The 22,150-nt window shown below is 62.0% G+C and carries 16 protein-coding genes and 1 other RNA gene; 10 read left to right on the forward strand and 7 right to left on the reverse strand.

Annotation, left to right across the window (positions count from 1 at the left end; genetic code table 11):
* Position 1 precedes the first annotated feature (1 nt).
* The 5 genes from smc to ffs all read left to right on the forward strand — a co-directional run bounded on the left by smc (position 2) and on the right by ffs (position 8,751).
* Positions 2–3,490 carry a chromosome segregation protein SMC gene (smc, locus tag KSS91_RS08975; protein WP_217837661.1) on the forward strand — a complete coding sequence of 1,163 codons (3,489 nt, stop codon included), beginning with the start codon at positions 2–4 and terminating at the stop codon, positions 3,488–3,490.
* A 258-nt stretch (positions 3,491–3,748) separates the two neighbouring features.
* Positions 3,749–4,603, forward strand: coding sequence for a cell division protein ZipA (zipA, locus tag KSS91_RS08980; protein WP_007971469.1), 855 nt, complete (start codon positions 3,749–3,751; stop codon positions 4,601–4,603).
* Positions 4,604–4,845: 242 nt separating this feature from the next.
* A complete protein-coding gene (ligA, locus tag KSS91_RS08985; RefSeq protein WP_217837662.1) occupies positions 4,846–7,203 on the forward strand; it encodes an NAD-dependent DNA ligase LigA in 2,358 nt (785 codons plus the stop codon).
* 173 nt (positions 7,204–7,376) lie between these two features.
* On the forward strand, positions 7,377–8,543 hold the full coding sequence (locus KSS91_RS08990; RefSeq protein ID WP_217837663.1) for a zinc-binding metallopeptidase family protein: 1,167 nt from the start codon (positions 7,377–7,379) through the stop codon (positions 8,541–8,543).
* Positions 8,544–8,654: 111 nt separating this feature from the next.
* Positions 8,655–8,751, forward strand: an RNA gene (gene ffs / locus KSS91_RS08995) — signal recognition particle sRNA small type.
* 60 nt (positions 8,752–8,811) lie between these two features.
* Here the strand turns inward: ffs and KSS91_RS09000 are convergent.
* Entirely contained in the window at positions 8,812–9,609 is a 798-nt protein-coding gene (locus KSS91_RS09000) for a substrate-binding periplasmic protein (protein WP_217837664.1), read from the reverse strand.
* 123 nt (positions 9,610–9,732) lie between these two features.
* Between KSS91_RS09000 and dnaX the strand changes: the two genes are divergently transcribed.
* The 5 genes from dnaX to KSS91_RS09025 all read left to right on the forward strand — a co-directional run bounded on the left by dnaX (position 9,733) and on the right by KSS91_RS09025 (position 15,537).
* Positions 9,733–11,817: a DNA polymerase III subunit gamma/tau gene (dnaX, locus tag KSS91_RS09005; protein WP_217837665.1), complete on the forward strand. Its 2,085-nt coding sequence runs from the start codon at positions 9,733–9,735 to the stop codon at positions 11,815–11,817.
* Between the two features lie 65 nt (positions 11,818–11,882).
* Positions 11,883–12,221: a YbaB/EbfC family nucleoid-associated protein gene (locus tag KSS91_RS09010; RefSeq protein WP_007971455.1), complete on the forward strand. Its 339-nt coding sequence runs from the start codon at positions 11,883–11,885 to the stop codon at positions 12,219–12,221.
* Positions 12,222–12,488: 267 nt separating this feature from the next.
* Positions 12,489–13,523, forward strand: a complete 1,035-nt coding sequence (gene curA / locus KSS91_RS09015; protein ID WP_217837666.1) for an NADPH-dependent curcumin/dihydrocurcumin reductase — start codon at positions 12,489–12,491, stop codon at positions 13,521–13,523.
* A gap of 79 nt (positions 13,524–13,602) precedes the next feature.
* Entirely contained in the window at positions 13,603–14,205 is a 603-nt protein-coding gene (gene recR, locus KSS91_RS09020) for a recombination mediator RecR (protein WP_008050204.1), read from the forward strand.
* A 183-nt stretch (positions 14,206–14,388) separates the two neighbouring features.
* On the forward strand, positions 14,389–15,537 hold the full coding sequence (locus KSS91_RS09025; RefSeq protein ID WP_217837667.1) for an acyl-CoA dehydrogenase family protein: 1,149 nt from the start codon (positions 14,389–14,391) through the stop codon (positions 15,535–15,537).
* 148 nt (positions 15,538–15,685) lie between these two features.
* Here KSS91_RS09025 and KSS91_RS09030 read toward each other — a convergent pair whose 3' ends face one another.
* The 6 genes from KSS91_RS09030 to KSS91_RS09055 form a co-directional block, all read right to left on the reverse strand.
* Positions 15,686–16,234 carry an adenine phosphoribosyltransferase gene (locus KSS91_RS09030; protein ID WP_096512696.1) on the reverse strand — a complete coding sequence of 183 codons (549 nt, stop codon included), beginning with the start codon at positions 16,232–16,234 and terminating at the stop codon, positions 15,686–15,688.
* A gap of 80 nt (positions 16,235–16,314) precedes the next feature.
* The gene (gene fnr, locus KSS91_RS09035) at positions 16,315–17,049 is read right to left on the reverse strand and encodes a fumarate/nitrate reduction transcriptional regulator Fnr (RefSeq protein WP_015095997.1); all 735 of its coding nucleotides are present in this window, start codon (positions 17,047–17,049) and stop codon (positions 16,315–16,317) included.
* Positions 17,050–17,139: 90 nt separating this feature from the next.
* A complete protein-coding gene (hemN, locus tag KSS91_RS09040; RefSeq protein WP_217838378.1) occupies positions 17,140–18,522 on the reverse strand; it encodes an oxygen-independent coproporphyrinogen III oxidase in 1,383 nt (460 codons plus the stop codon).
* A gap of 200 nt (positions 18,523–18,722) precedes the next feature.
* Complete coding sequence (locus KSS91_RS09045; RefSeq protein ID WP_217837668.1) at positions 18,723–19,406, reverse strand: sulfite exporter TauE/SafE family protein; 684 nt, start codon at positions 19,404–19,406, stop codon at positions 18,723–18,725.
* On the reverse strand, positions 19,399–19,617 hold the full coding sequence (gene ccoS / locus KSS91_RS09050) for a cbb3-type cytochrome oxidase assembly protein CcoS (protein WP_007971444.1): 219 nt from the start codon (positions 19,615–19,617) through the stop codon (positions 19,399–19,401). Before ccoS ends, KSS91_RS09045 begins: the two co-directional genes overlap by 8 nt.
* 22 nt (positions 19,618–19,639) lie before the next feature.
* Positions 19,640–22,090 carry a heavy metal translocating P-type ATPase gene (locus KSS91_RS09055; RefSeq protein ID WP_217837669.1) on the reverse strand — a complete coding sequence of 817 codons (2,451 nt, stop codon included), beginning with the start codon at positions 22,088–22,090 and terminating at the stop codon, positions 19,640–19,642.
* Positions 22,091–22,150: the final 60 nt, after the last annotated feature.

The raw sequence follows: 22,150 nt of genomic DNA on the forward strand, positions 1-22,150 counted from the left end.
CGTGCGGCTCAAATGCATCAAGCTGGCGGGGTTCAAGTCCTTCGTCGATCCGACCACGGTGAACTTCCCGAGCAACATGGCGGCGGTGGTCGGGCCCAATGGCTGCGGCAAATCGAACATCATCGACGCCGTTCGCTGGGTAATGGGTGAGAGTTCGGCGAAGAATCTCCGTGGCGAGTCGATGACCGACGTCATCTTCAACGGCTCCACCAGCCGCAAGCCGGTGAGCCAGGCGAGCATCGAACTGGTGTTCGATAACTCCGACGGCACCTTGCTTGGCGAATACGCCGCCTACGCGGAAATTTCCATTCGCCGCAAAGTGACGCGCGACAGCCAGACCACCTATTACCTCAACGGCACCAAGTGCCGGCGTCGTGACATCACCGACATCTTCCTCGGCACCGGCCTTGGCCCGCGCAGCTACTCGATCATCGAGCAGGGGATGATCTCCAAACTGATCGAGTCCAAGCCCGAAGACCTGCGCAACTTCATCGAAGAAGCGGCGGGCATCTCCAAGTACAAGGAGCGCCGGCGCGAGACCGAAAACCGCATCCGTCGTACCCACGAGAACCTGGAGCGCCTGACCGACTTGCGCGAAGAGTTGACGCGTCAGCTCGAGCGCTTGCATCGCCAGGCCGAGGCCGCCAAGAAATACCAGGAATACAAGGGCGAGGAGCGCCAGCTCAAGGCGCAACTGTCGGCCCTGCGCTGGCAGGCGTTGAACGATCAGGTCGGCCAGCGTGAAGCGATCATCGGCAACCAGGAGGTTTCCTTCGAAGCCCTGGTGGCCGAACAGCGCAATGCCGACGCGAGCATCGAGCGCCTGCGTGACGGGCACCACGACCTGTCGGAACGCTTCAATCTGGTGCAAGGGCGTTTCTACTCGGTCGGCGGTGACATTGCCCGGGTCGAGCAGAGCATCCAGCACGGCCAGCAACGCTTGCGGCAATTGCAGGACGACCTCAAGGAAGCCGAGCGCGCACGCCTGGAAACCGAATCCCACCTCGGTCATGACCGCACGCTGCTGCTGACCCTGGGCGAAGAGCTGGACATGCTGACCCCGGAACAGGAAGTCACCAGCGCCGCCGCCGAAGAGGCCGCCGCCGCGCTGGAAGAATCCGAAACCACCATGCATGGCTGGCAGGAGCAGTGGGATACGTTCAACCTCACCGCCGCCGAACCGCGCCGTCAGGCCGAAGTCCAGCAATCGCGGATCCAGCAGCTGGAAACCAGCCTGGAGCGCCTGGCCGATCGTCAGAAGCGCCTGGGCGAAGAGCGCGCCTTGCTCTCGGCGGACCCGGAAGACGCGGCGATCATGGAGCTCAGCGAGCAACTCGCCGAGTCCGAGGCGACCCTCGAGGATTTGCAGACCAGTGAAGAGGCTCAGGTCGAAAAGCTCGAGCAACTGCGCCAGCAATTACAGCAAACGCTGACGGCGCAACAACAGGCCCAGGGCGATTTGCAGCGGCTCAATGGTCGACTGGCTTCGCTCGAAGCCTTGCAGCAAGCCGCGCTTGATCCGGGCACCGGCACCGCCCAATGGCTGCGCGAACAGAACCTGGCGAATCGCCCGCGTCTGGCCGAAGGCCTGAAGGTCGAGGCCGGTTGGGAGCTGGCGGTGGAAACCGTGCTCGGTGCCGACCTGCAAGCGGTGCTGGTGGACGACTTCAACGATTTCGATTTGTCGGGCTTTGCCCAGGGCGACTTGCGCTTGCTCAGCCCGGCCGGCGATGGCGTACGGGTGCCGGGCAGCCTGCTGGACAAGGTCGAGGCGCAGATCGATCTGTCGCCATGGCTGGGGCAGGTCAAGCCGGTCGACAGCCTTGAGCAGGCCTTGGCCTTGCGCGGGCAATTGGCTGCCGGGCAGAGCCTGATCAGCCGTGACGGTTACTGGGTCGGTCGGCATTTTTTGCGCGTGCGTCGGGCCAGTGAAGCGGAAAGCGGCGTGCTCGCCCGTGGTCAGGAAATCCAGCAACTGGGCCTTGAGCGCGAAGAGCGCGAAGCCGCCGTCGAAACCCTGGAAACCCAACTGCAGAATCTCAGGGCGCAGCAGCGTCAGCAGGAAAACGGCCGCGAACATTTGCGCCGCTTGCTGCAAGACGAAGCCCGCCAGCAAGGTGAATTGAAAGCCCAGCTGTCGGCCGGAAAAGCCAAGGCCGAGCAATTGACCCTGCGCCGCACTCGCCTCGACGAAGAGCTCACCGAGCTGGACGAGCAGCGCGCGCTGGAGCACGAAAACATCGGTGAGGCGCGCCTGCAACTGCAGGTAGCCCTCGACAGCATGGCGCTGGACACCGAGCAGCGCGAGTTGCTGCTGGCCCAGCGCGACAGTTTGCGCGAGCGCCTGGATCGGGTGCGCCAGGAGGCGCGGCAACACAAGGACCATGCCCATCAGTTGGCGGTGCGTCTGGGTTCGCTCAAGGCGCAGCACGATTCGACTCGCCAGGCGCTGGAGCGTCTGGAGATGCAGTCCGAGCGCCTGACCGAAAAGCGCGAACAACTGAGCCTCAATCTGGAGGAGGGCGAAGCCCCCCTGGAAGAGCTGCGCCTGAAACTCGAGGAGTTGCTCGACAAGCGCATGACCGTTGACGAGGAACTCAAGACCGCGCAGATCGCCCTCGAAGACGCCGACCGCGAATTGCGCGACGCCGAGAAGCGCCGCAGCCAGGCCGAACAGCAATCCCAGTTGATTCGCAGCCAGCTCGAAACCCAGCGCATGGAATGGCAAGCCTTGACCGTGCGCCGCAAGACTTTGCAGGACCAGTTGCTGGAAGACGGCTACGATCTCCACGGCGTACTCGCGACATTGACCGCCGAGGCCAGCGAGAAGGAAGCCGAGGAAGAACTCGAGCGCATCGCTGCGCGAATTCAGCGTCTGGGCGCGATCAACCTGGCGGCCATCGATGAGTACCAGCAACAATCGGAGCGTAAACGTTATCTGGATGCCCAGGACGCCGATCTGGTGGAAGCGCTTGAAACCCTTGAGAACGTGATTCGCAAGATCGACAAGGAAACCCGCAACCGCTTCAAGGATACCTTTGATCAGATCAATGGCGGTTTACAGGCGCTTTTCCCAAAAGTTTTCGGTGGAGGCCGCGCGTATTTGGAACTGACGGGCGAAGATCTACTCGATACAGGGGTGACAATCATGGCGCAGCCGCCCGGAAAGAAGAACAGCACCATCCATTTGCTCTCCGGTGGCGAAAAAGCCCTGACTGCATTGGCCCTGGTTTTTGCGATCTTCAAGTTGAATCCGGCGCCGTTCTGCATGCTCGATGAAGTTGACGCGCCACTGGATGACGCTAACGTTGGACGCTACGCAAAATTGGTTAAAGAGATGTCGCAGTCAGTGCAGTTCATCTATATCACCCACAACAAGATCGCCATGGAAATGGCCGATCAACTGATGGGTGTGACGATGCACGAACCCGGTTGTTCACGTCTGGTGGCGGTGGATGTCGAGGAGGCGATGGCGATGGTGGATGCCTGAGTCGTGGTTGCAGGAAGGCGTGTTTATGGGTTGTAGGACTCTTTTCCTCGCTTCGACTTGCTGGCCAATCGACATATTCGCGCTAGCCAAGGTGGTAGACGGTGTAAAGTTGCCTTTGGTCGTGCTAGTTTAATGTCAATTTTTCGTATACGTGGGCAAAACGCCTGTCAGAACATAGAGTTGGCGCCACGTTTTAAAGCGGTTTACAGGTTGTAAACCCCTTATTTTTCAGCATTTTTTATAGAGGCACGGGATTACATGGAAATCGGTCTGCGCGAGTGGCTGATCGTCATCGGCATTATTGTCATTGCCGGTATTCTTTTTGATGGCTGGCGCCGTATGCGCGGCGGCAAGGGAAAACTGAAATTCCGCCTTGACCGAAGTCTGTCCAACCTGCCGGACGAGGACAGCAGCGCCGAGCTGCTGGGCCCGCCGCGCGTGCTGGATACGCATAAAGAGCCGCAACTGGACGAGCAGGACCTGCCGTCGGTGAGCATGCCGGCCCGCGAGCCTCGTGAATCGGGCTCCAAGCGCGGCAAGCGTGGCCACAGCGAACCGTCCCAGGGCGACATGAACCTCAGCCTGGATCTGGATGGCGGCCCGAGCTTCAGCAGCCGCGACGACGATTTCCCGGATGACACCAAGTCTTCGCCTGCGCACAGCGAAAAAGATCAGCCGCAAGCTGAAGAAGTGCTGGTGATCAGCGTGATCTGCCGCGACGCTGCCGGCTTCAAGGGCCCGGCGCTGTTGCAGAACATTCTGGAAAGCGGCCTGCGTTTCGGCGAGATGGATATTTTCCACCGTCACGAAAGCATGGCGGGCAACGGCGAGGTGCTGTTCTCCATGGCCAACGCCGTCAAGCCGGGCGTATTCGACCTGGACGACATCGACCACTTCAGCACCCCGGCGGTAAGTTTCTTCCTGGGTCTGCCAGGCCCTCGCCATCCGAAGCAAGCCTTCGACGTGATGGTGGCCGCGGCGCGTAAATTGTCCCAGGAGCTCAACGGCGAACTGAAGGACGACCAGCGCAGCGTACTGACTGCCCAGACGATTGAGCACTACCGTCAGCGCATCGTCGAATTCGAACGCCGCGCCCTGACCCAGAAGCGCTAAATCAAACGGAGCTCTCTATGTCAGGAGAGCTTTTGTGGCGAAGGGGTAAACCCCCGTTGGGCTGCGAAGCGGCCCCAAAACCAGCCAACCCGTTGTGTCAGATAAAATACGATCACTGGATCTACGACTGCTTCGCAGCCGAACGGGGGCAAGCCCCCTCGCCACAAATGCAGCCCCTTGCCGGGCCGAAATATGAAAATTGAGCAGCCTCGGCTGCTCTTTTGCTTTACGAGAGAACACCCATGACCGCCGCCAAGAACCGCATTTTAGAGCTGCGCGCTGAGCTGGATCAGCACAACTATCGCTATCACGTGCTCGACGAGCCGAGCATTCCGGACGTCGAATACGACCGCTTGTTCAACGAGCTCAAGGCGCTGGAAGCGGCCCATCCCGAGCTGATCACCAGCGACTCGCCCACCCAGCGAGTGGGCAGCGCGGCGCTGTCGGCGTTTACCCAGGTGCGTCACGAAGTGCCGATGCTCAGCCTCGGCAACGCCTTCGAAGAAGCCGACATGCGTGAGTTCGACCGCCGGGTGACCGAAGGCCTGGACTTGCCGGCGGGCGACCTGTTCGGTGGCGGCGCAACAGTCGAATACAGCTGCGAGCCCAAGCTCGATGGTCTGGCCGTCAGCCTGTTGTACCAGGATGGCCTCCTGGTGCGCGGCGCGACCCGTGGCGACGGTACAACAGGCGAAGACATCAGCGTCAACGTGCGCACCGTACGCAACATTCCGCTCAAGCTGCACGGTACTGGCTGGCCGGCGACCCTGGAAGTGCGCGGCGAAGTGTTCATGTCCAAGGCCGGTTTCGAACGGCTCAACGCCACGCAAATGGAAGTCGGCGGCAAGACTTTCGCCAACCCGCGCAACGCAGCAGCGGGCAGCTTGCGCCAGCTGGATTCGAAGATCACCGCCAACCGTCCACTGGAATTCTGCTGCTACGGCATCGGCCAGGTGTCGGCGGACATTGCCGATACGCACATCGGCAATTTGCAGCAACTCAAGGCTTGGGGCATGCCGATCAGCCATGAGTTGAAGCTGGCGCAGGGTATCGCCGAGTGCCTGGATTACTATCGCGACATCGGTGAGCGGCGCAATGCGCTGCCCTATGAAATCGACGGCGTGGTGTTCAAGGTCAACAGCATCGCTTCGCAGCGCGAACTGGGTTTTCGCGCCCGTGAGCCGCGCTGGGCCATCGCCCACAAATTCCCGGCGATGGAAGAGCTCACCGAACTGCTCGATGTGGAATTCCAGGTCGGCCGCACCGGGGCGGTGACGCCGGTGGCGCGTCTGAAGCCGGTCAAGGTCGCGGGCGTCACGGTGGCCAATGCCACGCTGCATAACATGGACGAAGTGGCGCGCCTGGGCCTGATGATCGGCGATACGGTGATCATTCGCCGTGCCGGTGACGTGATTCCGCAAGTGGTGCAGGTGGTCCTGGAGCGTCGTCCGGAAAACGCCCGGCCGGTGCAGATCCCGGAGCAGTGCCCGGTGTGTGGCTCCCATGTCGAGCGCACGCAATTGATCAAGCGCAGCAAGGGGCGCGAGACGGTCAGCGAAGGCGCGGTGTACCGCTGCGTCGGTCGCCTGGCCTGTGGCGCGCAACTCAAGCAGGCCATCATTCACTTTGTTTCCCGTCGAGCCATGGACATCGAAGGCCTGGGCGAGAAAAGCGTCGAGCAACTGGTCGACGAAGGCCTGGTGAGCTCGCCGGCCGATCTGTACGCCCTGACGTTCGAACAGATCGTCGATCTGGAAGGCTTTGCCGAGCTGTCGAGCAAGAACCTGCTCGGCGCCATTGAAGACAGCAAGAAGCCGGGCCTGGCGCGGTTCATCTACGCCCTCGGGATTCCCGATGTCGGCGAAGAGACGGCCAAGGTGCTGGCCCGCTCCCTGGGTTCGCTGGAGCGGGTGCAGCAGGCCTTGCCGCAGGTGCTGACGTACTTGCCGGATGTCGGGCTGGAAGTCGCGCACGAGATCCACAGCTTCTTTGAAGACGCACATAACCAGCAGGTGATCGCTGAACTGCTCAAGCATGGCTTGCAGATTCAGGACCAGGGCGAGTTGGGTGCCGAGTTTTCGGCGAGCACCACGCTGGGCGGTTTTCTCGACAAACTGCATATTCCATCGGTCGGTCCGGGCGGGGCGCAGAAACTGGCGGACAAATTCGGTTCGCTGCAGGCGGTGATCGGTGCTGACTGGCTGGATATGCGTCAGGCGCTGCCGGAGAAACAGGCCAATTCGGTGCGTGAATTTTTTGCGCTCGAAGAGAATCGCCAATTGGCCGAAGCGGCCGAGAAGCAACTGGCCGAATTCGGCATGCACTGGCAGAGCGAGAAAAAGGTCGTCGAAGGCTTACCGCTGGCCGGGCAGACCTGGGTGCTGACCGGCTCGCTGGAGCTGATGAGCCGCGATGTGGCCAAGGACAAACTCGAAAGCCTGGGGGCCAAGGTCGCCGGCTCCGTGTCGGCCAAGACCCATTGCGTGGTCGCAGGACCGGGCGCCGGTTCGAAGTTGACCAAGGCCAATGAGCTGGGGTTGAAGGTGCTGGATGAAGAGGCGTTTGTCGAGTTTCTGCGCGAGCACGATATTTCGGTGTGAAGCCATTCGCGAGCAAGCCCGCTCCCACATTTAGCCGAGTTCTTCCTGAAAGAATCCGATCGAATGTGGGAGCGGGCTTGCTCGCGAAGGCGATTTCAGCACCTTGGCAGAAAGCCGGAACAATCAACTCTCGGAAATGATCTAGTCTTGGCAAGCCCCAGGGAGAGATCGCCATGCACCCGTTCTTCGAGCAGCTCAGCTCGCGCATCGCCGCACCGTTCGTGGCCGAAAGCTCGCGCAACAGCAAGGTCTGGTCCTGTCGTTGCGGGCAATCGCTGTTTTTCCGCAACAGCCAGTGCCTGGCGTGTTCAGCAGCCCTTGGGTATCAGCCTGAGCAAAGTCGTTTATCTTCCCTGCAACCGGGCGAGCGCCCCGACACCTGGTGGCTCGACGCCGATCCGCAGGCGGGCGCGTTCCGCCGCTGCGCCAACCTCGATTCACCGGCTGCGTGCAACTGGCTGCTTGCGGCCAATCACCACGAAACCTTGTGCATGGCCTGTAGCTTGAATCGCACGATTCCCGACCTGTCGATCACCGAAAATCACGAGCGCTGGCGCAAGGTGGAAACCGCCAAGCGGCGTCTGGTCGCGCAACTGGTCAGTCTGGGGTTGCAGGTGATTCCCAGGACAGTCGATGAAGAGACTGGCCTTGCCTTCGATTTCATCGGTGTCGACCTTGAAGGCAAGCCGCCGACCACGGGTCACGCCAACGGCCTGATCACTCTCGATATCAAGGAGGCCGACGACGCGCACCGCGAGCAGGTGCGGGTGCAAATGCACGAACCCTATCGCACGTTGCTCGGGCATTTTCGTCACGAAGTCGGGCATTACTACTGGGACCGATTGATCGCCCACAGCCATTGGCTTGAGCCTTTTCGCGGCTTGTTTGGCGATGAGCGCGCGAGCTACGCCGATGCCCTCGAACGGCATTATCAGCAGGGCGCGCCGCTCGACTGGCCGCAGCGCTGCGTCAGCGCCTACGCGACTATGCACCCGTGGGAAGACTGGGCGGAAACCTGGGCGCATTACCTGCACATGATGGACGCCGTGGACACCGCGCTGGGTTTTGGCATGAGCGCCCGGGAAATGGACTTCGACTATCAGCCGTTTCCACCCCAAACCCTCTACGATCCGCAGCATCCCGGCGGCGCGGCTTTTTTGTCGTTCGTCAACGCCTGGATCGAACTGGCCGGCATGCTCAACGAGCTGTCACGCAGCATGGGGCAGCCGGATTTCTACCCCTTCGTCCTGCCACCTGCTGTCGTTGCCAAGCTGCATTTCATTCACCTGGTGATTCAACAGGCGGGCGGCAGGGCGGACGCGGTGCTTGAGGCGCAATAGCAAGTGCTTGAAGCCCCTCATGTTTTTAATCCGAAACCAACGGTTGTAACTTCGCCTCAGATAGGTACAATGGCGCGGCTCGCCGACAGGTGAGCGTCGTTATGGTGACCCTATCGGTCCCCCCGCAACGATCAGCCGTGAACCCGGTCAGGCCTGGAAGGGAGCAGCCGCAGCGGTGACATTGTGTGCCGGGGTGTGGCTGGTAGGGTTACCACCTTAACGCCACGCGAGTGTTCTCTCGCGTCATCTTCTTGAATACAGACTTTCGCTAGCTGCCAGGATCTTCTCCGGGGCGGTTTTTCGTCGTTTGCGGTTTATCCACAGCCGCAGGCTCGCCACCGATATACAACCGAACAATTTCATCGATCTCCCCGGACATCTTCATCCGCGCCAGGGTGCGCAGAATGCTCTGCACCGGGACCTGTGGGTCGTTGCGAACGTAGCAACCGAGACGGTTTTCCTGCAGCACTGCCACGCTTTGCAGTTGCTGCTGCGGCAGCAGGCGGTGATTGAACCAGTCCAGGCTCCATTGATTGCTGACGGCATAGCGATTGCGGCCGGCCAGGAGTTTTTCCAGCACTTGTTCCTGATTGCGCGCATCGTCGCGCTGCAGTTGGCCGCTTTCGAACAGCGGTTGCAGGGTCGGGTAGCTGTAGCCCAGCACGGTGCCTATGGGCTGTTGCGGCAAGTCGGCGGGTTTGACTGCGTCGGGCGTTGCATCCCGGGTGATCAACACGTCAGGTTGAGTGAAGAGCGGGATGCTCCAGAGATAATCGCCAGGCTGCTCGGGCAGCCACGATTGCGCGGCATAACAGCGGACATCGACCTCGCCTTGCTCCATGGCGCCTTGTATGCGCCTGCGAGGCAATACGTGGAATTCGGCCGGTACGCCGACCTGGGTCGCGAGGCTGAGCATCATGTCATAGAGGATGCCCTGGGTCGGTTTGCCCCGCTCAAGCTGCACCATGGGCATGCTCCAGCTGTCGGTTATCACGAAGCGCAGCGGTGCTGGCGCCGCCGCGACGTCCAGGCTGATCAACAGCAATGCCCCCAAGGCCAGCCGCATAAACACTCCGTTAAATGCCTGTGATGTGCAGCTTAGCCACAATACACGAGCGCACCGGATGCAATTTGTGCCTTGCTCCGCTAGCATTAGCCGCTTCTGCTTCCTTCGCTGCGACGGTTTTCGATGAGTTATCAGGTTCTTGCACGTAAATGGCGTCCGCGCTCGTTCCGCGAAATGGTCGGCCAGACCCATGTGCTCAAGGCTCTGATCAATGCCTTGGACAGCCAGCGGCTGCACCACGCCTACCTCTTCACCGGTACCCGTGGGGTCGGCAAGACCACCATCGCGCGGATCATTGCCAAATGCCTTAACTGTGAGACAGGTATCACGTCGACCCCCTGTGGCGAGTGTTCGGTGTGTCGCGAAATCGACGAAGGCCGCTTTGTCGACCTGATCGAGATCGACGCCGCGAGCCGCACCAAGGTCGAAGATACCCGTGAATTGCTCGACAACGTGCAGTACGCCCCGAGCCGTGGGCGCTTCAAGGTCTACCTGATCGACGAAGTGCACATGCTCTCCAGCCATTCCTTCAACGCGCTGCTCAAAACCCTCGAGGAGCCGCCACCCTACGTCAAGTTCATCCTGGCGACCACCGATCCGCAGAAACTTCCGGCAACGATTCTGTCGCGGTGCCTGCAGTTCTCCCTGAAGAACATGACGCCGGAACGGGTTGTCGAGCACTTGACCCACGTGCTGGGTGTCGAGAACGTGCCGTTCGAAGACGATGCACTGTGGTTGCTGGGCCGTGCTGCCGACGGTTCGATGCGTGATGCCATGAGCCTGACCGACCAGGCGATTGCCTTCGGTGAAGGCAAGGTGCTGGCCGCCGATGTGCGGGCGATGCTCGGAACCCTCGATCACGGGCAGGTCTACGACGTCCTGCATGCGCTGATCGAAGGCGATGCCAGGGCGTTGCTCGAAGCCGTCCGCCACCTGGCCGAACAAGGCCCGGACTGGAATGGCGTGCTCTCGGAAATTCTCAATGTGCTGCACCGCGTTGCCATCGCCCAGGCCTTGCCGGAAGGTGTCGATAACGGTCACGGCGACCGCGATCGCGTGCTGGCACTGGCCCAGGCCTTGCCGGCCGAAGACGTGCAGTTCTACTACCAGATGGGCCTGATCGGCCGCCGCGACTTGCCGCTGGCGCCGGATCCCCGGGGCGGTTTTGAAATGGTGTTGCTGCGGATGCTGGCGTTCCGGCCCGCAGACACCGCGGATGCCCCGAGGCAACCGCTAAAGCCAGTGGGGATCAGCCAGGCCACAGTTGATTCCGCAAACTCAGTGGCTGCCGCGCAGGTTGTTGCGCCGGTAGCCGCTGCGGCCGTTGCACCGATTGCGGCTGCGCCAGTGGCAGCTCCTGCGCCAGCACCGGAACCGGTGGCGCCGGTCGTTGTGCCAGAACCTGCGCCTGTGCCTGTGGTTGAAGCGGCCGTGGTCGAAGAGGTGGTCGACCTGCCGTGGAATGACCCGGTCGAGCCTGCCCCTGTTCAGCAACCGGCGGTGGAGCCGGTGCTGGAAACCGCCAGCGAACAACCCGAATTACCGCCGATGCCGTTGCCGACGCCGGACAGCGTGGTGCCGGACGCCCCGGAGTGGGCCGCCGCGCCAATTCCGGAGCCTTCGGTGGCCGACGTCGATGCCGCAACGCCGGGCATGGACCTGGATGACGAGCCGCCGCTGGACGAGGATTACATCGAACCGGACATGGATTCGGCCTACAGTTACCTCGACGAACTGGCCAGCGAGCATGCCGCCGACCCGGCTCCGGAGCCCGAGCCTGAGCCCGCGGCAATGCCGGCCACCGGTCTGGCCCTGCAATGGCTGGAGCTGTTCCCGAAATTGCCGATTTCCGGCATGACCGGCAGCATCGCCGCCAACTGCACGCTGATCGCGGTGGATGGCGACAATTGGCTGATGCACCTGGACCCGGCCCACAGTGCCTTGTTCAACGCCACTCAGCAGCGTCGCCTCAACGATGCGCTGAACCAGTATCACCAGCGCACGCTGACCCTGAGCATCGAGCTGATCAAGCCCGAGCAGGAAACCCCGGCACAAGCGGCTTCGCGCCGCCGCGCCAACCGTCAGCGCGAGGCGGAGGAATCGATCCACGGCGATCCGTTCATCCAGCAAATGATGCAGCAGTTCGGTGCGGTGGTCCGTAACGATACTATTGAACCTGTCGACGCCCTGGTCACTCAGGGCTCATAACTGAAGGCGCTCGGCTACACTCCGCCGGGCGCTGTTTTGATCCAAGTACTTTTGAGGTGATTACCATGATGAAAGGTGGCATGGCCGGCCTGATGAAGCAGGCGCAGCAGATGCAGGAAAAAATGGCCAAGATGCAGGAAGAACTGGCCAACGCCGAAGTCACCGGTAAGGCCGGTGGCGATATGGTCACCGTGGTGATGACCGGTCGCCATGACGTCAAGAGCGTGACCATCGACCCGAGCCTGGTCGAAGGCATGAGCGAAGACGACAAGGAAATGCTGGAGGCGGTTATCGCATCCGCGGTCAACGATGCCGTGCGCAAGATCGAAGCCAACAGCCAGGACAAGATGGGCAGCATGACTGCCGGCATGCAACTGCCGCCGGGCATGAAACTGCCATTCTGATTCGCCTTCAGGCGGCAGATGAGCTACAAAAAATGCCAGGTATTGCGCCTGGCATTTTTGTTTCTGTCTGTTGGGTATGTGTCGTCCGTGATGGCGCCTTCGCGAGCAAGCCCGCTCCCACAGGGGGGTGTACACACATCCAGTGTGGGAGCGGGCTTGCTCGCGAAAAATTCACCCCGGTGTAACTTAATAAACATCGAACGCCATACCGCCAAAAAGGTCTGCTCCCTATATCACCGACCCCCATCGATCACAGGAGACGCTGCCATGTCCGACCCCATGACCCTCAATCAACGCATTGTCCTGGCTTCACGCCCGGTCGGCGCGCCAACGCCGGAAAACTTCCGCATGGAGCGGGTGGCGTTGCCGGAGCTCGCCGACGGTCAGGTGCTGCTCAAGACCGTTTTCCTGTCGCTGGATCCCTACATGCGCGGACGCATGAGCGACGCGCCGTCCTACGCCGCACCGGTGGAAATCGGCGAAGTGATGACCGGCGGTGCGGTCAGTCGGGTCGAACGCTCGCTCAATCCGAAGTTTCAGGAAGGAGACCTGGTGGTCGGTGCCACCGGTCGGCAAAGCCACAGCATCAATGACGGGCGCAGCATCATCCCGGTGCCGTCGGGATTGCCCAGTGCATCGATGGCCCTTGGGGTGCTGGGAATGCCGGGCATGACCGCGTACATGGGCCTGATGGACATCGGCCAGCCCCAGGCCGGCGAAACCCTGGTGGTTGCAGCGGCCTCAGGCGCTGTGGGTTCGGTGGTCGGTCAGGTGGCGAAGATCAAGGGGCTGCGCGTGGTCGGCGTGGCTGGCGGGGCGGACAAGTGCCGTTATGTGGTCGACGAGCTGGGTTTCGACGCCTGCATCGACCACAAGAGCCCGGATTTTGCCGATGAACTGGCCAAGGCCTGCGGCAAGGGCATCGACATCTACTACGAAAACGTCGGCGGCAAGGTCTTCGACGCCGTGGTGCCATTGCTCAATCCCAAGGCGCGGATTCCACTGTGCGGCCTGATTGCCTCCTATAACGCCCATGAAGCGCCGAGCGGGCCGGATCGCCTGCCCCTGTTGCAACGCACCCTGTTGACCAAGCGGGTGCGCATCCAGGGCTTCATCGTGTTCGATGACTATGGTGATCGCCAGCCGGAATTCCTCAGTGCCATGGCGCCCTGGGTACGTGATGGCAAGGTGAAATTCCTCGAAGACGTGGTCGATGGCCTGGAACAGGCTCCCGACGCGTTCATCGGCATGCTGGAAGGGCGCAACTTCGGCAAACTGGTGGTTCGGGTTTCCCGGGACTGAGTAATCGACGCTGCAATTTGACGCTTAACCGAGGCGCGGGTATAAACCGCGTCTCGTTGTTTTGTCGGACTTTTCCACCATGAGCTTCAGCCCTTTGATTCGCCAACTGATCGACGCCCTGCGAATTTTGCCTGGCGTGGGTCAGAAAACCGCCCAGCGCATGGCGTTGCAGTTGCTCGAGCGTGACCGCAGCGGCGGCTCGCGCCTGGCGCTGGCCTTGAGCCAGGCCATGGAAGGGGTCGGTCACTGTCGCTTGTGCCGTACGCTGACCGAAGATGATCTCTGCCCGCAATGCGCCGATACCCGTCGCGACGACACCTTGCTCTGCGTGGTGGAAGGTCCGATGGATGTCTACGCGGTGGAGCAGACCGGTTTCCGCGGGCGCTACTTCGTGCTCAAGGGGCATCTGTCGCCGCTCGACGGTCTGGGGCCGGAAGCCATCGGCATTCCGCAATTGATGGCGCGGATCGAAGAGGCCGGCACGTTCGCCGAAGTCATCCTGGCGACCAACCCGACCGTGGAAGGTGAAGCCACAGCGCATTACATCGCCCAGTTGCTCAGCAGCAAAGGCCTGATCGCCTCGCGTATCGCCCATGGCGTGCCGCTCGGTGGTGAGCTGGAGCTGGTGGATGGCGGCACGCTGGCGCATTCGTTTGCCGGGCGTAAGCCGATTTCGCTCTGAGTTGTGCGGTGTCTTTACTGACGCCTTCGCGAGCAAGCCCGCTCCCACAGGGGATTGCATTCCAAATGTGGGAGCGGGCTTGCTCGCGAAGGGCGCACCTCGGTGTCGCTGATTCACACAATCCTGTTGAAAACCAAGCAAGCGCTCGGTTAACTTCACTGACCCCTTCAGTGGAGCTCGCCGATGTCTGCCTTTCAGGAATACTTCGACCCCAGCCACCAATTGGTCCGTGACAGCGTCAGACGATTCGTCGAACGCGAGATACTTCCTGATATCGAGCAGTGGGAAGAAGCCGAAAGCTTCCCTCGCGAGCTCTACCTCAAGGCCGGCGCAGCGGGGATTCTCGGCATCGGTTATCCGGAATCTTACGGAGGCAGCCATGAAGGGGATCTGTTCGCCAAGGTTGCCGCCAGTGAGGAGTTGATGCGCTGCGGCTCAGGCGGGCTGGTTGCCGGCCTGGGGTCGCTGGATATCGGCTTGCCGCCCATTCTCAAATGGGCCCGGCCTGAAGTCCGTGATCGTGTGGTTCCGCAAGTACTGACCGGCGAAAAAATCAGCGCCCTGGCCGTCACCGAGCCCGGCGGCGGCTCCGACGTCGCCAACCTGCAAACCCGCGCTGTGCGCGACGGCGATTTTTACCGGGTCAATGGCAGCAAAACCTTTATCACCAGTGGTGTGCGTGCGGACTTTTATACCGTCGCGGTGCGTACGGGTGAGCCGGGGTTCTCCGGCATCAGCCTGTTGCTGATCGAAAAGGGTACGCCCGGTTTCACCGTAGGACGGCAACTGAAGAAAATGGGCTGGTGGGCGTCAGACACGGCCGAACTGTTCTTCGATGATTGCCCGGTGCCCGTGGGAAACCTGATCGGCGCCGAGAACATGGGCTTTGCCTGCATCATGGGCAATTTCCAGAGCGAACGCCTGGCCCTGGCACTGATGGCCAACATGACCGCACAGCTGGCGCTGGAGGAAAGCCTGAAGTGGGCGCGCCAGCGTGAAGCCTTTGGCAAACCGATCGGCAAGTTTCAGGTGATCAAGCATCGCCTCGCCGAGATGGCGACCGGGCTGGAAGTGTCCCGGGAGTTCACTTACCGCCAGGCCGCAAAGATGGCGGCGGGGCAGAGCGTGATCAAGGAAATTTCCATGGCCAAGAATTTTGCGACGGATACCGCAGACCGGATCGTGACCGATGCGGTGCAGATACTCGGTGGGCTGGGATACATGCGCGAGAGCCTGGTGGAGCGGCTGTACCGCGACAACCGGATTTTGTCGATTGGCGGCGGGACGCGGGAAGTGATGAACGAGATCATCAGCAAGCAGATGGGGCTCTGAGCCGAGCTTGAATTCAGTGGTGTTGCCGCTGACGCCATCGCGGGCAAGCCCGCTCCCACAGGGGATCATGGGTAGACACAAATTGTGTTTGCTACAGAGATCACTGTGGGAGCGGGCTTGCCCGCGATGGCGCCGGGACAGGCGCCGCTTACATGTCAGTCAACGCAAACTGCGTCAGGCAAAACGTAGGAATGCCCATGTCTTCCAGGCGCTGCGAGCCACCCAGCTCCGGCAGGTCGATGATCGCCGCCGCTTCATGCACTCGCGCGCCCATGCGGCGGATCAGGTTGGCGGCGGCAATCAGGGTACCGCCGGTCGCGATCAGGTCATCGAACATCACCACCGAGTCACCTTCGCACAGGCTGTCGGCGTGCACTTCCAGGAAGGCTTCGCCGTATTCGGTCGCATAGCCCTCGGCCAACACGTCAGCCGGCAGCTTGCCTTGCTTGCGGAACAGCACCAGCGGCTTGTTCAACTGATAGGCCAGTACCGAACCAATCAGGAAGCCACGGGCGTCCATCGCGCCGATGTGGGTGAAGTCAGCCTCGACGTAACGGTGGGCAAAGCTGTCCATCACCAGGCGCAGGGCCGTGGGCGACTGGAAGAGCGGGGTGATGTCGCGAAAGATCACACCCGGTTTCGGGAAGTCGATGACAGGGCGGATGAGGGATTTGATGTCGAAGGAGTCGAAGACCATCGTCTAGGTGTCCTGGCAGGGCTGCAAACGACGCAGTATAACGGCGGCTGAACCGTTGCGCTCAGCCGTAACGTTTTGTTTCAGCCTTCCAGTGAGCCACCGGCCAGGGCGCACAGCTGGATCGGGTCGATAATCCGGATTTCCTTGCCTTCTGCCGCAATCAGCTCGTTTTGCTGGAAGCGGGTAAAGACCCGGGACACGGTTTCCACCGCCAGGCCCAGGTAGTTGCCGATTTCGTTGCGCGACATGCTCAGGCGGAACTGATTGGCGGAAAAACCCCGGGCGCGGAAACGTGCCGAAAGGTTGACCAGGAAGGTGGCGATGCGTTCGTCGGCGGTCTTTTTCGACAACAGCAGCATCATCTGTTGGTCGTCACGGATTTCGCGGCTCATCACCCGCATCAACTGACGGCGCAACTGCGGCAGTTGCAGGGCCAGTTCGTCGAGGCGTTCGAAAGGAATTTCACACACCGAGGTGGTTTCCAGGGCTTGCGCCGACACCGGGTGCTTTTCGGTGTCCATGCCCGACAGGCCGACCAGTTCGCTGGGCAGGTGGAAGCCGGTGAGCTGTTCTTCACCGCTGTCGCTCAGGCTGAAGGTCTTGAGGGCGCCGGAACGGACGGCGTAGACAGAATCGAAGGTATCGCCCTGGCGAAACAGAAACTCGCCTTTTTTCAGCGGCCGGCCGCGCTTGACGATTTCGTCCAGCGCATCCATGTCTTCCAGATTCAGCGAAAGAGGCAGGCAAAGAGGAGCCAGGCTGCAATCCTTGCAATGGGCTTGATTATGAGCGCGCTGTTTTACTGGCTCGGACATTTCTGCAATCCTTGTGGGAAATCACACATAAGACGTAAGGGTAACTCACCATAGGAGATCGAGGCCAGTCTGGGGCGCTAGCTTGCAGAATTAGATCACCCGCGAAAATCGCTGGCGACTGTGTTGTTCCAGGTACGCGTCGAACACCATGCACACCGAACGCACCAACAATCGCCCGGCGGGCAGGATGGTGATCCTGTCGCGGTCGAGTTCGATCAGCCCGTCTTTGGCCATGTCTTGCAGTTGGGGCCAGAGTTCGCCGAAGTAGCCCTGGAAGTCGATGTTGAAGGCCTGTTCGATGTCGCAGAATTCCAGGCTGAAGTTGCAGATCAATTGCTGAATGACCGCGCGCCGCAGCCGGTCATCGGCATTGCACAGCAGGCCGCGGCTGGTGGCCAGTTGCATAGAAGCCAGGGTGTTCTGATAGTGGTTCAGGTCGCTGCTGTTCTGGCAGTAGAGGTCGCCGATCTGGCTGATTGCCGAGACGCCGAGGCCGATCAGATCGCAATGACCGTGGGTGGTGTAGCCCTGGAAGTTGCGTTGCAGGGTCGATTCTTCCTGGGCGATCGCCAGCTCGTCGTCAGGCAGGGCGAAGTGGTCCATGCCGATGTAGCGGTAACCGGCGCTGATCAGTTGCTCAATGGTGCGCTGCAGCATTTCCAGTTTCTGCGCGGGTGTCGGCAGCTCATTGCTGTTGATGCGCCGCTGGGGCATGAAGCGTTCCGGCAGGTGGGCGTAGTTGAATACCGATAACCTGTCTGGTTGCAGGTTGATGACCTCTTCGACGGTGCGGGCGAAGTTCTCCGGCGTCTGCCTCGGCAGGCCGTAGATCAGGTCGATATTGATCGAGCGAAACTGCAAGGTGCGGGCAGCGTCGATCACCGCGCGGGTTTCTTCCAGGCTTTGCAGGCGATTGACCGCTCGCTGCACCGCCGGGTCGAGGTCTTGCAGGCCGATGCTGACCCGATTGAAGCCCAGTTCGCGCAACAGCCCCATGGTCGACCAATCGGCCTCGCGGGGGTCGATCTCGATGCCGTAGTCGCCGGAATCGTCGTTCAGCAAATTGAAGTGTTTGCGCAAGTGCGCCATCAACTGGCGCAGTTCGACGTGACTGAGAAAGGTCGGCGTGCCGCCACCGAAGTGCAGTTGCTCGACTTTCTGCGTGGGGTCGAGGTGGCAGGCGATCAGCTGGATTTCCTGTTCCAGGCGCTGCAAATACGGCTGCGCCCGGCCGCGATCCTTGGTGATGACCTTGTTGCAGGCGCAGTAGTAGCAAATGTTCGCGCAGAACGGCACGTGCACGTACAGGGACAGTGGGCGTTGGGCCTTGCGGCTGTCGCGCAGGGCATGAAACAGGTCGAAGGTGCCGACCTGGCTGTTGAATTGCACGGCGGTCGGGTACGAGGTGTAGCGGGGTCCCGCCAGGTCATAACGGCGGATCAGATCAGTGTCCCAACGAATGGCGTCGAGCATCATGCGGGCATTCCCCGGATAGGCTGGCAGTGTCGGCCACTTTATGCGAGGGCGGGATTGGGCATCTTGATTTGCATCAAGGTCAGAATCTTTGTCGTTTGTGAGGGCCTCATCGCGAGCAAGCTCGCTCCCACAGGGGGTGTCGCTGTGTACACAAAACCTGTGGGAGCGAGCTTGCTCGCGATGGGCGCGCCGCCGGTTTAATGACCCATGAGCCAATGCTGATGCGGTCCCGGCAAGGTCCAGATGCCGAACAACATCACCAGCACCCCACCCGCCATCCGCACGCTGCGCTTGCGCAACACTGCGGTGACGCGCTCGGCGGCCAGGCCGGTCGCAAGCAGCACCGGCCAAGTGCCAAGCCCGAACGCGAGCATCAACAATGCACTGTCCAGCGCGTTGCCCTGGCTGGCCGACCACAGCAAGGTGCTGTAAACCAGGCCGCACGGCAGCCAGCCCCAGAGCGCGCCCAGCAGCAGCGCACGCGGAACGTTCGATACTGGCAGCAACCGGTTGGCGACTGGCTGGATGTGCCGCCACAAGCCTCGGCCGAGGCTTTCGATACGGGTCAGGCCGCTCCACCAGCCGGCCAGGTACAGGCCCATGGCAATCAACAGCAAGCCGGCGAGGACTCGCAGGAACATCGCCGCCGGGCTGCTGGCCACGGCCCATCCGGCTAGGCCGATCAACAGTCCGGCGCAGGCGTAGCTCAGAATCCGCCCCAGGTTGTAGGCCAGCAGCAGGCGAAAGCGGCGGCTGCGTTGCTCCTTGGGAATCGCCAGGGTCAGCGCGCCCATCAAGCCGCCGCACATGCCCAGGCAATGACCGCCGCCGAGCAAGCCGAGGATCACCGCCGATACCAGCAGTGGCGCCAGTTCAAGCATGGGGCGGGGCCTTGTCTTGCGGTTTGGCCGGTTGGCCGCTGGCTTCGTCGACGGCGGCGGTGTGGTTCGGGTCCTGGTCGTCGAACAGGATGCTGTGGGCCGGGCCGTCGAGGTCGTCGTACTGCCCGCTGTCGACCGCCCAGAAGAAGATATAGACGGCGATGGCCACGATCAGCAGCGCAGCGGGAATCATCACGTAGAGAGCTGGCATCTGGACTCCATGCCCGCGCGGCTCAGGCCGGCAGCGGGCGGGTTTCTGGCGGGGTGTCGAGGGCGCGCTCGCTCGGCATTCGAGTCAGGCGCAGCGCGTTCAGCACCACGGTCAACGAACTGATCGACATGCCTACCGCCGCCCAGACTGGAGTGATCCAGCCGAGGGCAGCGAAGGGCAACATGAGGCCATTGTACAACCCGGCCCACAACAGGTTCTCGATAATGACTCGACGGGTGCGCCGCGCCAGGCTGAAGGCTTGCACCAGCGCGTCGAGGCGGTTGGACAGCAGCACCGCATCGGCACTGGTTTTCGCCAGGTCAGTGGCCGAGCCCATGGCGACGCTGATATCCGCAGCCGCCAGCACCGGCACGTCATTGACGCCGTCCCCCAGCATCAACACCTTGCGACCTTCCTTGTGCAGTTGTTGCAGGACTTGCAGTTTGTCGTCCGGGCGCAAGCCGCCGCGCGCTTCATCGATGCCCAGTTCCGCTGCCACGCTGGCGACCATCGGCGAGCTGTCGCCGGACAACAACAGCGTGCGCCAGCCCCGCGCCTTGCACGCGGCCAGCAAGGCCGGCGCATCGGCGCGCAAGCGATCATCGAGGACGAGCCAGGCCAGCGGCCCTTCGCTGTCGCCGAGCAGCAGCCATTGGCCGGCTTCTTCGGGCATCGACGGCACCAGGGCGCCACTGAGTTCGCAGACGAATCCCGGTTGACCGATGCGCAGGCGCCGCCCTTCAACCAGCCCCTCCAGGCCAAGACCCGGTGTGCTGTGGACCTCTTCGGCCGCCATCGGCGCACGACCGAAAGCACGGGCGATGGGGTGTTCGGAGCGGTTTTCCAGGGCGGCGGCCAGGCCTAGGCATTGGTCGCTATCGAGGGCGCCGAGGGGGCGGATCGAGCGCAACGCCAGCCGGCCTTCGGTGAGGGTGCCGGTCTTGTCGAAAATCACCGTATCGATCTGGTTCAGGCCTTCCAGCACATGACCGCGGGTCAGCAGCAGGCCGAGTTTGTGCAAGGTGCCGGTGGCCGCGGTGAGGGCGGTCGGCGTCGCCAGCGACAAGGCGCACGGGCAGGTCGCCACGAGCATCGCCAGCACGATCCAGAAGGCTCGCGATGAGTCCAGTTCCCACCACAACAGGCCAATGGCCGCAGCCGCGATCAGCGACAACAGCAGGAACCATTGTGCGGCGCGGTCGGCGATTTCCGCCAGGCGCGGTTTTTCGGCCTGGGCACGATCGAGCAGGCGAACGATGGCCGAGAGGCGCGTGTCCTGGCCCAGGGCCTGGACCTCGACGGTCAGTGCGCCTTCGACGTTCAGGGTGCCAGCGGTGACCGCATCGCCGAGGGTGCGAGGGTGCGGCAGGTATTCGCCGGTCAGCAGCGATTCGTCGATACTCGATTGGCCGTCGAGGATCTTGCCGTCAGCCGGGAGAATGGCGCCTGGATGAACCAGTACCTGATCACCGATTCGCAGTTCGCTGAGCAGAATGCGTTCGCTCTGGCCTTCAGGCGTCAAGCGCAGGCACGAGGCGGGCAACAGATTCACCAGCTGCGCGGTGGCGGCGGCCGTGCGCTCGCGGGCGCGCCGCTCCAGATAGCGCCCGGCCAGCAGGAACAGGGCAAACATGCCGACGGCGTCGAAATACAGCTCGCCCACCCCGGTGATCGAGGTCCAGATCCCGGCAACGTAGGCGCTGCCGATGGCCAGCGACACGGAAACGTCCATGGTCAGGTGGCGGGTGCGCAGATCGCGCATGGCACCTTTGAAAAACGGCGCGCAGCTGTAGAACACGATCGGGGTGGTGAGGAACAGCGCGACCCAGCGCAGGATGGTATGCAGTTCGGGACTGAGGTCGATGTTGAATTCAGGCCAGGTGGCCATGGTTGCCATCATTGCCTGGAACCACAGCAATCCGGCCACGCCAAGCTGGCGCAGGGCCAGGCGGTTTTCGCTGGCCAGTTGCTCGCTGGCGCGATCGGCCTGATAGGGGTGTGCGGCGTACCCGATGTGGCGCAGTTCGCTGAGGACCTGGCTCAGGGGTAATTGCGCGTCGCTCCAGCGCACGTGCAGGCGGTGGTTGGACAGGTTCAGGCGCGCTTCGGCCACCGCCGGCAAGGTGCGCAGGTGTTTTTCGATCAGCCAGCCACAGGCGGCGCAACTGATGCCCTCCATCAGCAGCGTGGTTTCGGCCATTTCGCCTTCGTGGCGGACAAAGGGCTGCTGCACATCGGCGCGGTCGTACAGCGCCAGTTCGTCGGCCAGTTGTACCGGTAGCGCCTCGGGGTTGGCCGAGGCTTCGCTGCGGTGCCGGTAATAGCTATCCAGGCCGCCGGCGACGATGGCCTCGGCCACGGCCTGGCATCCCGGGCAGCAGAACTCGCGGGACTCCCCGAGTACGACGGCGGTGAAGCGACTGCCGGCCGGGACGGGCAGGGCGCAGTGGTAGCAGGGGAGTGGGGTGGTCATGGGTTTTTCACTAATGCTGCGGGATCTCTGTCGTCAGGGAGGGCCTGACCACTGTAGGAG

Source organism: Pseudomonas azerbaijanorientalis (assembly GCF_019139795.1).
GTDB lineage: Bacteria > Pseudomonadota > Gammaproteobacteria > Pseudomonadales > Pseudomonadaceae > Aquipseudomonas > Aquipseudomonas laurylsulfatiphila.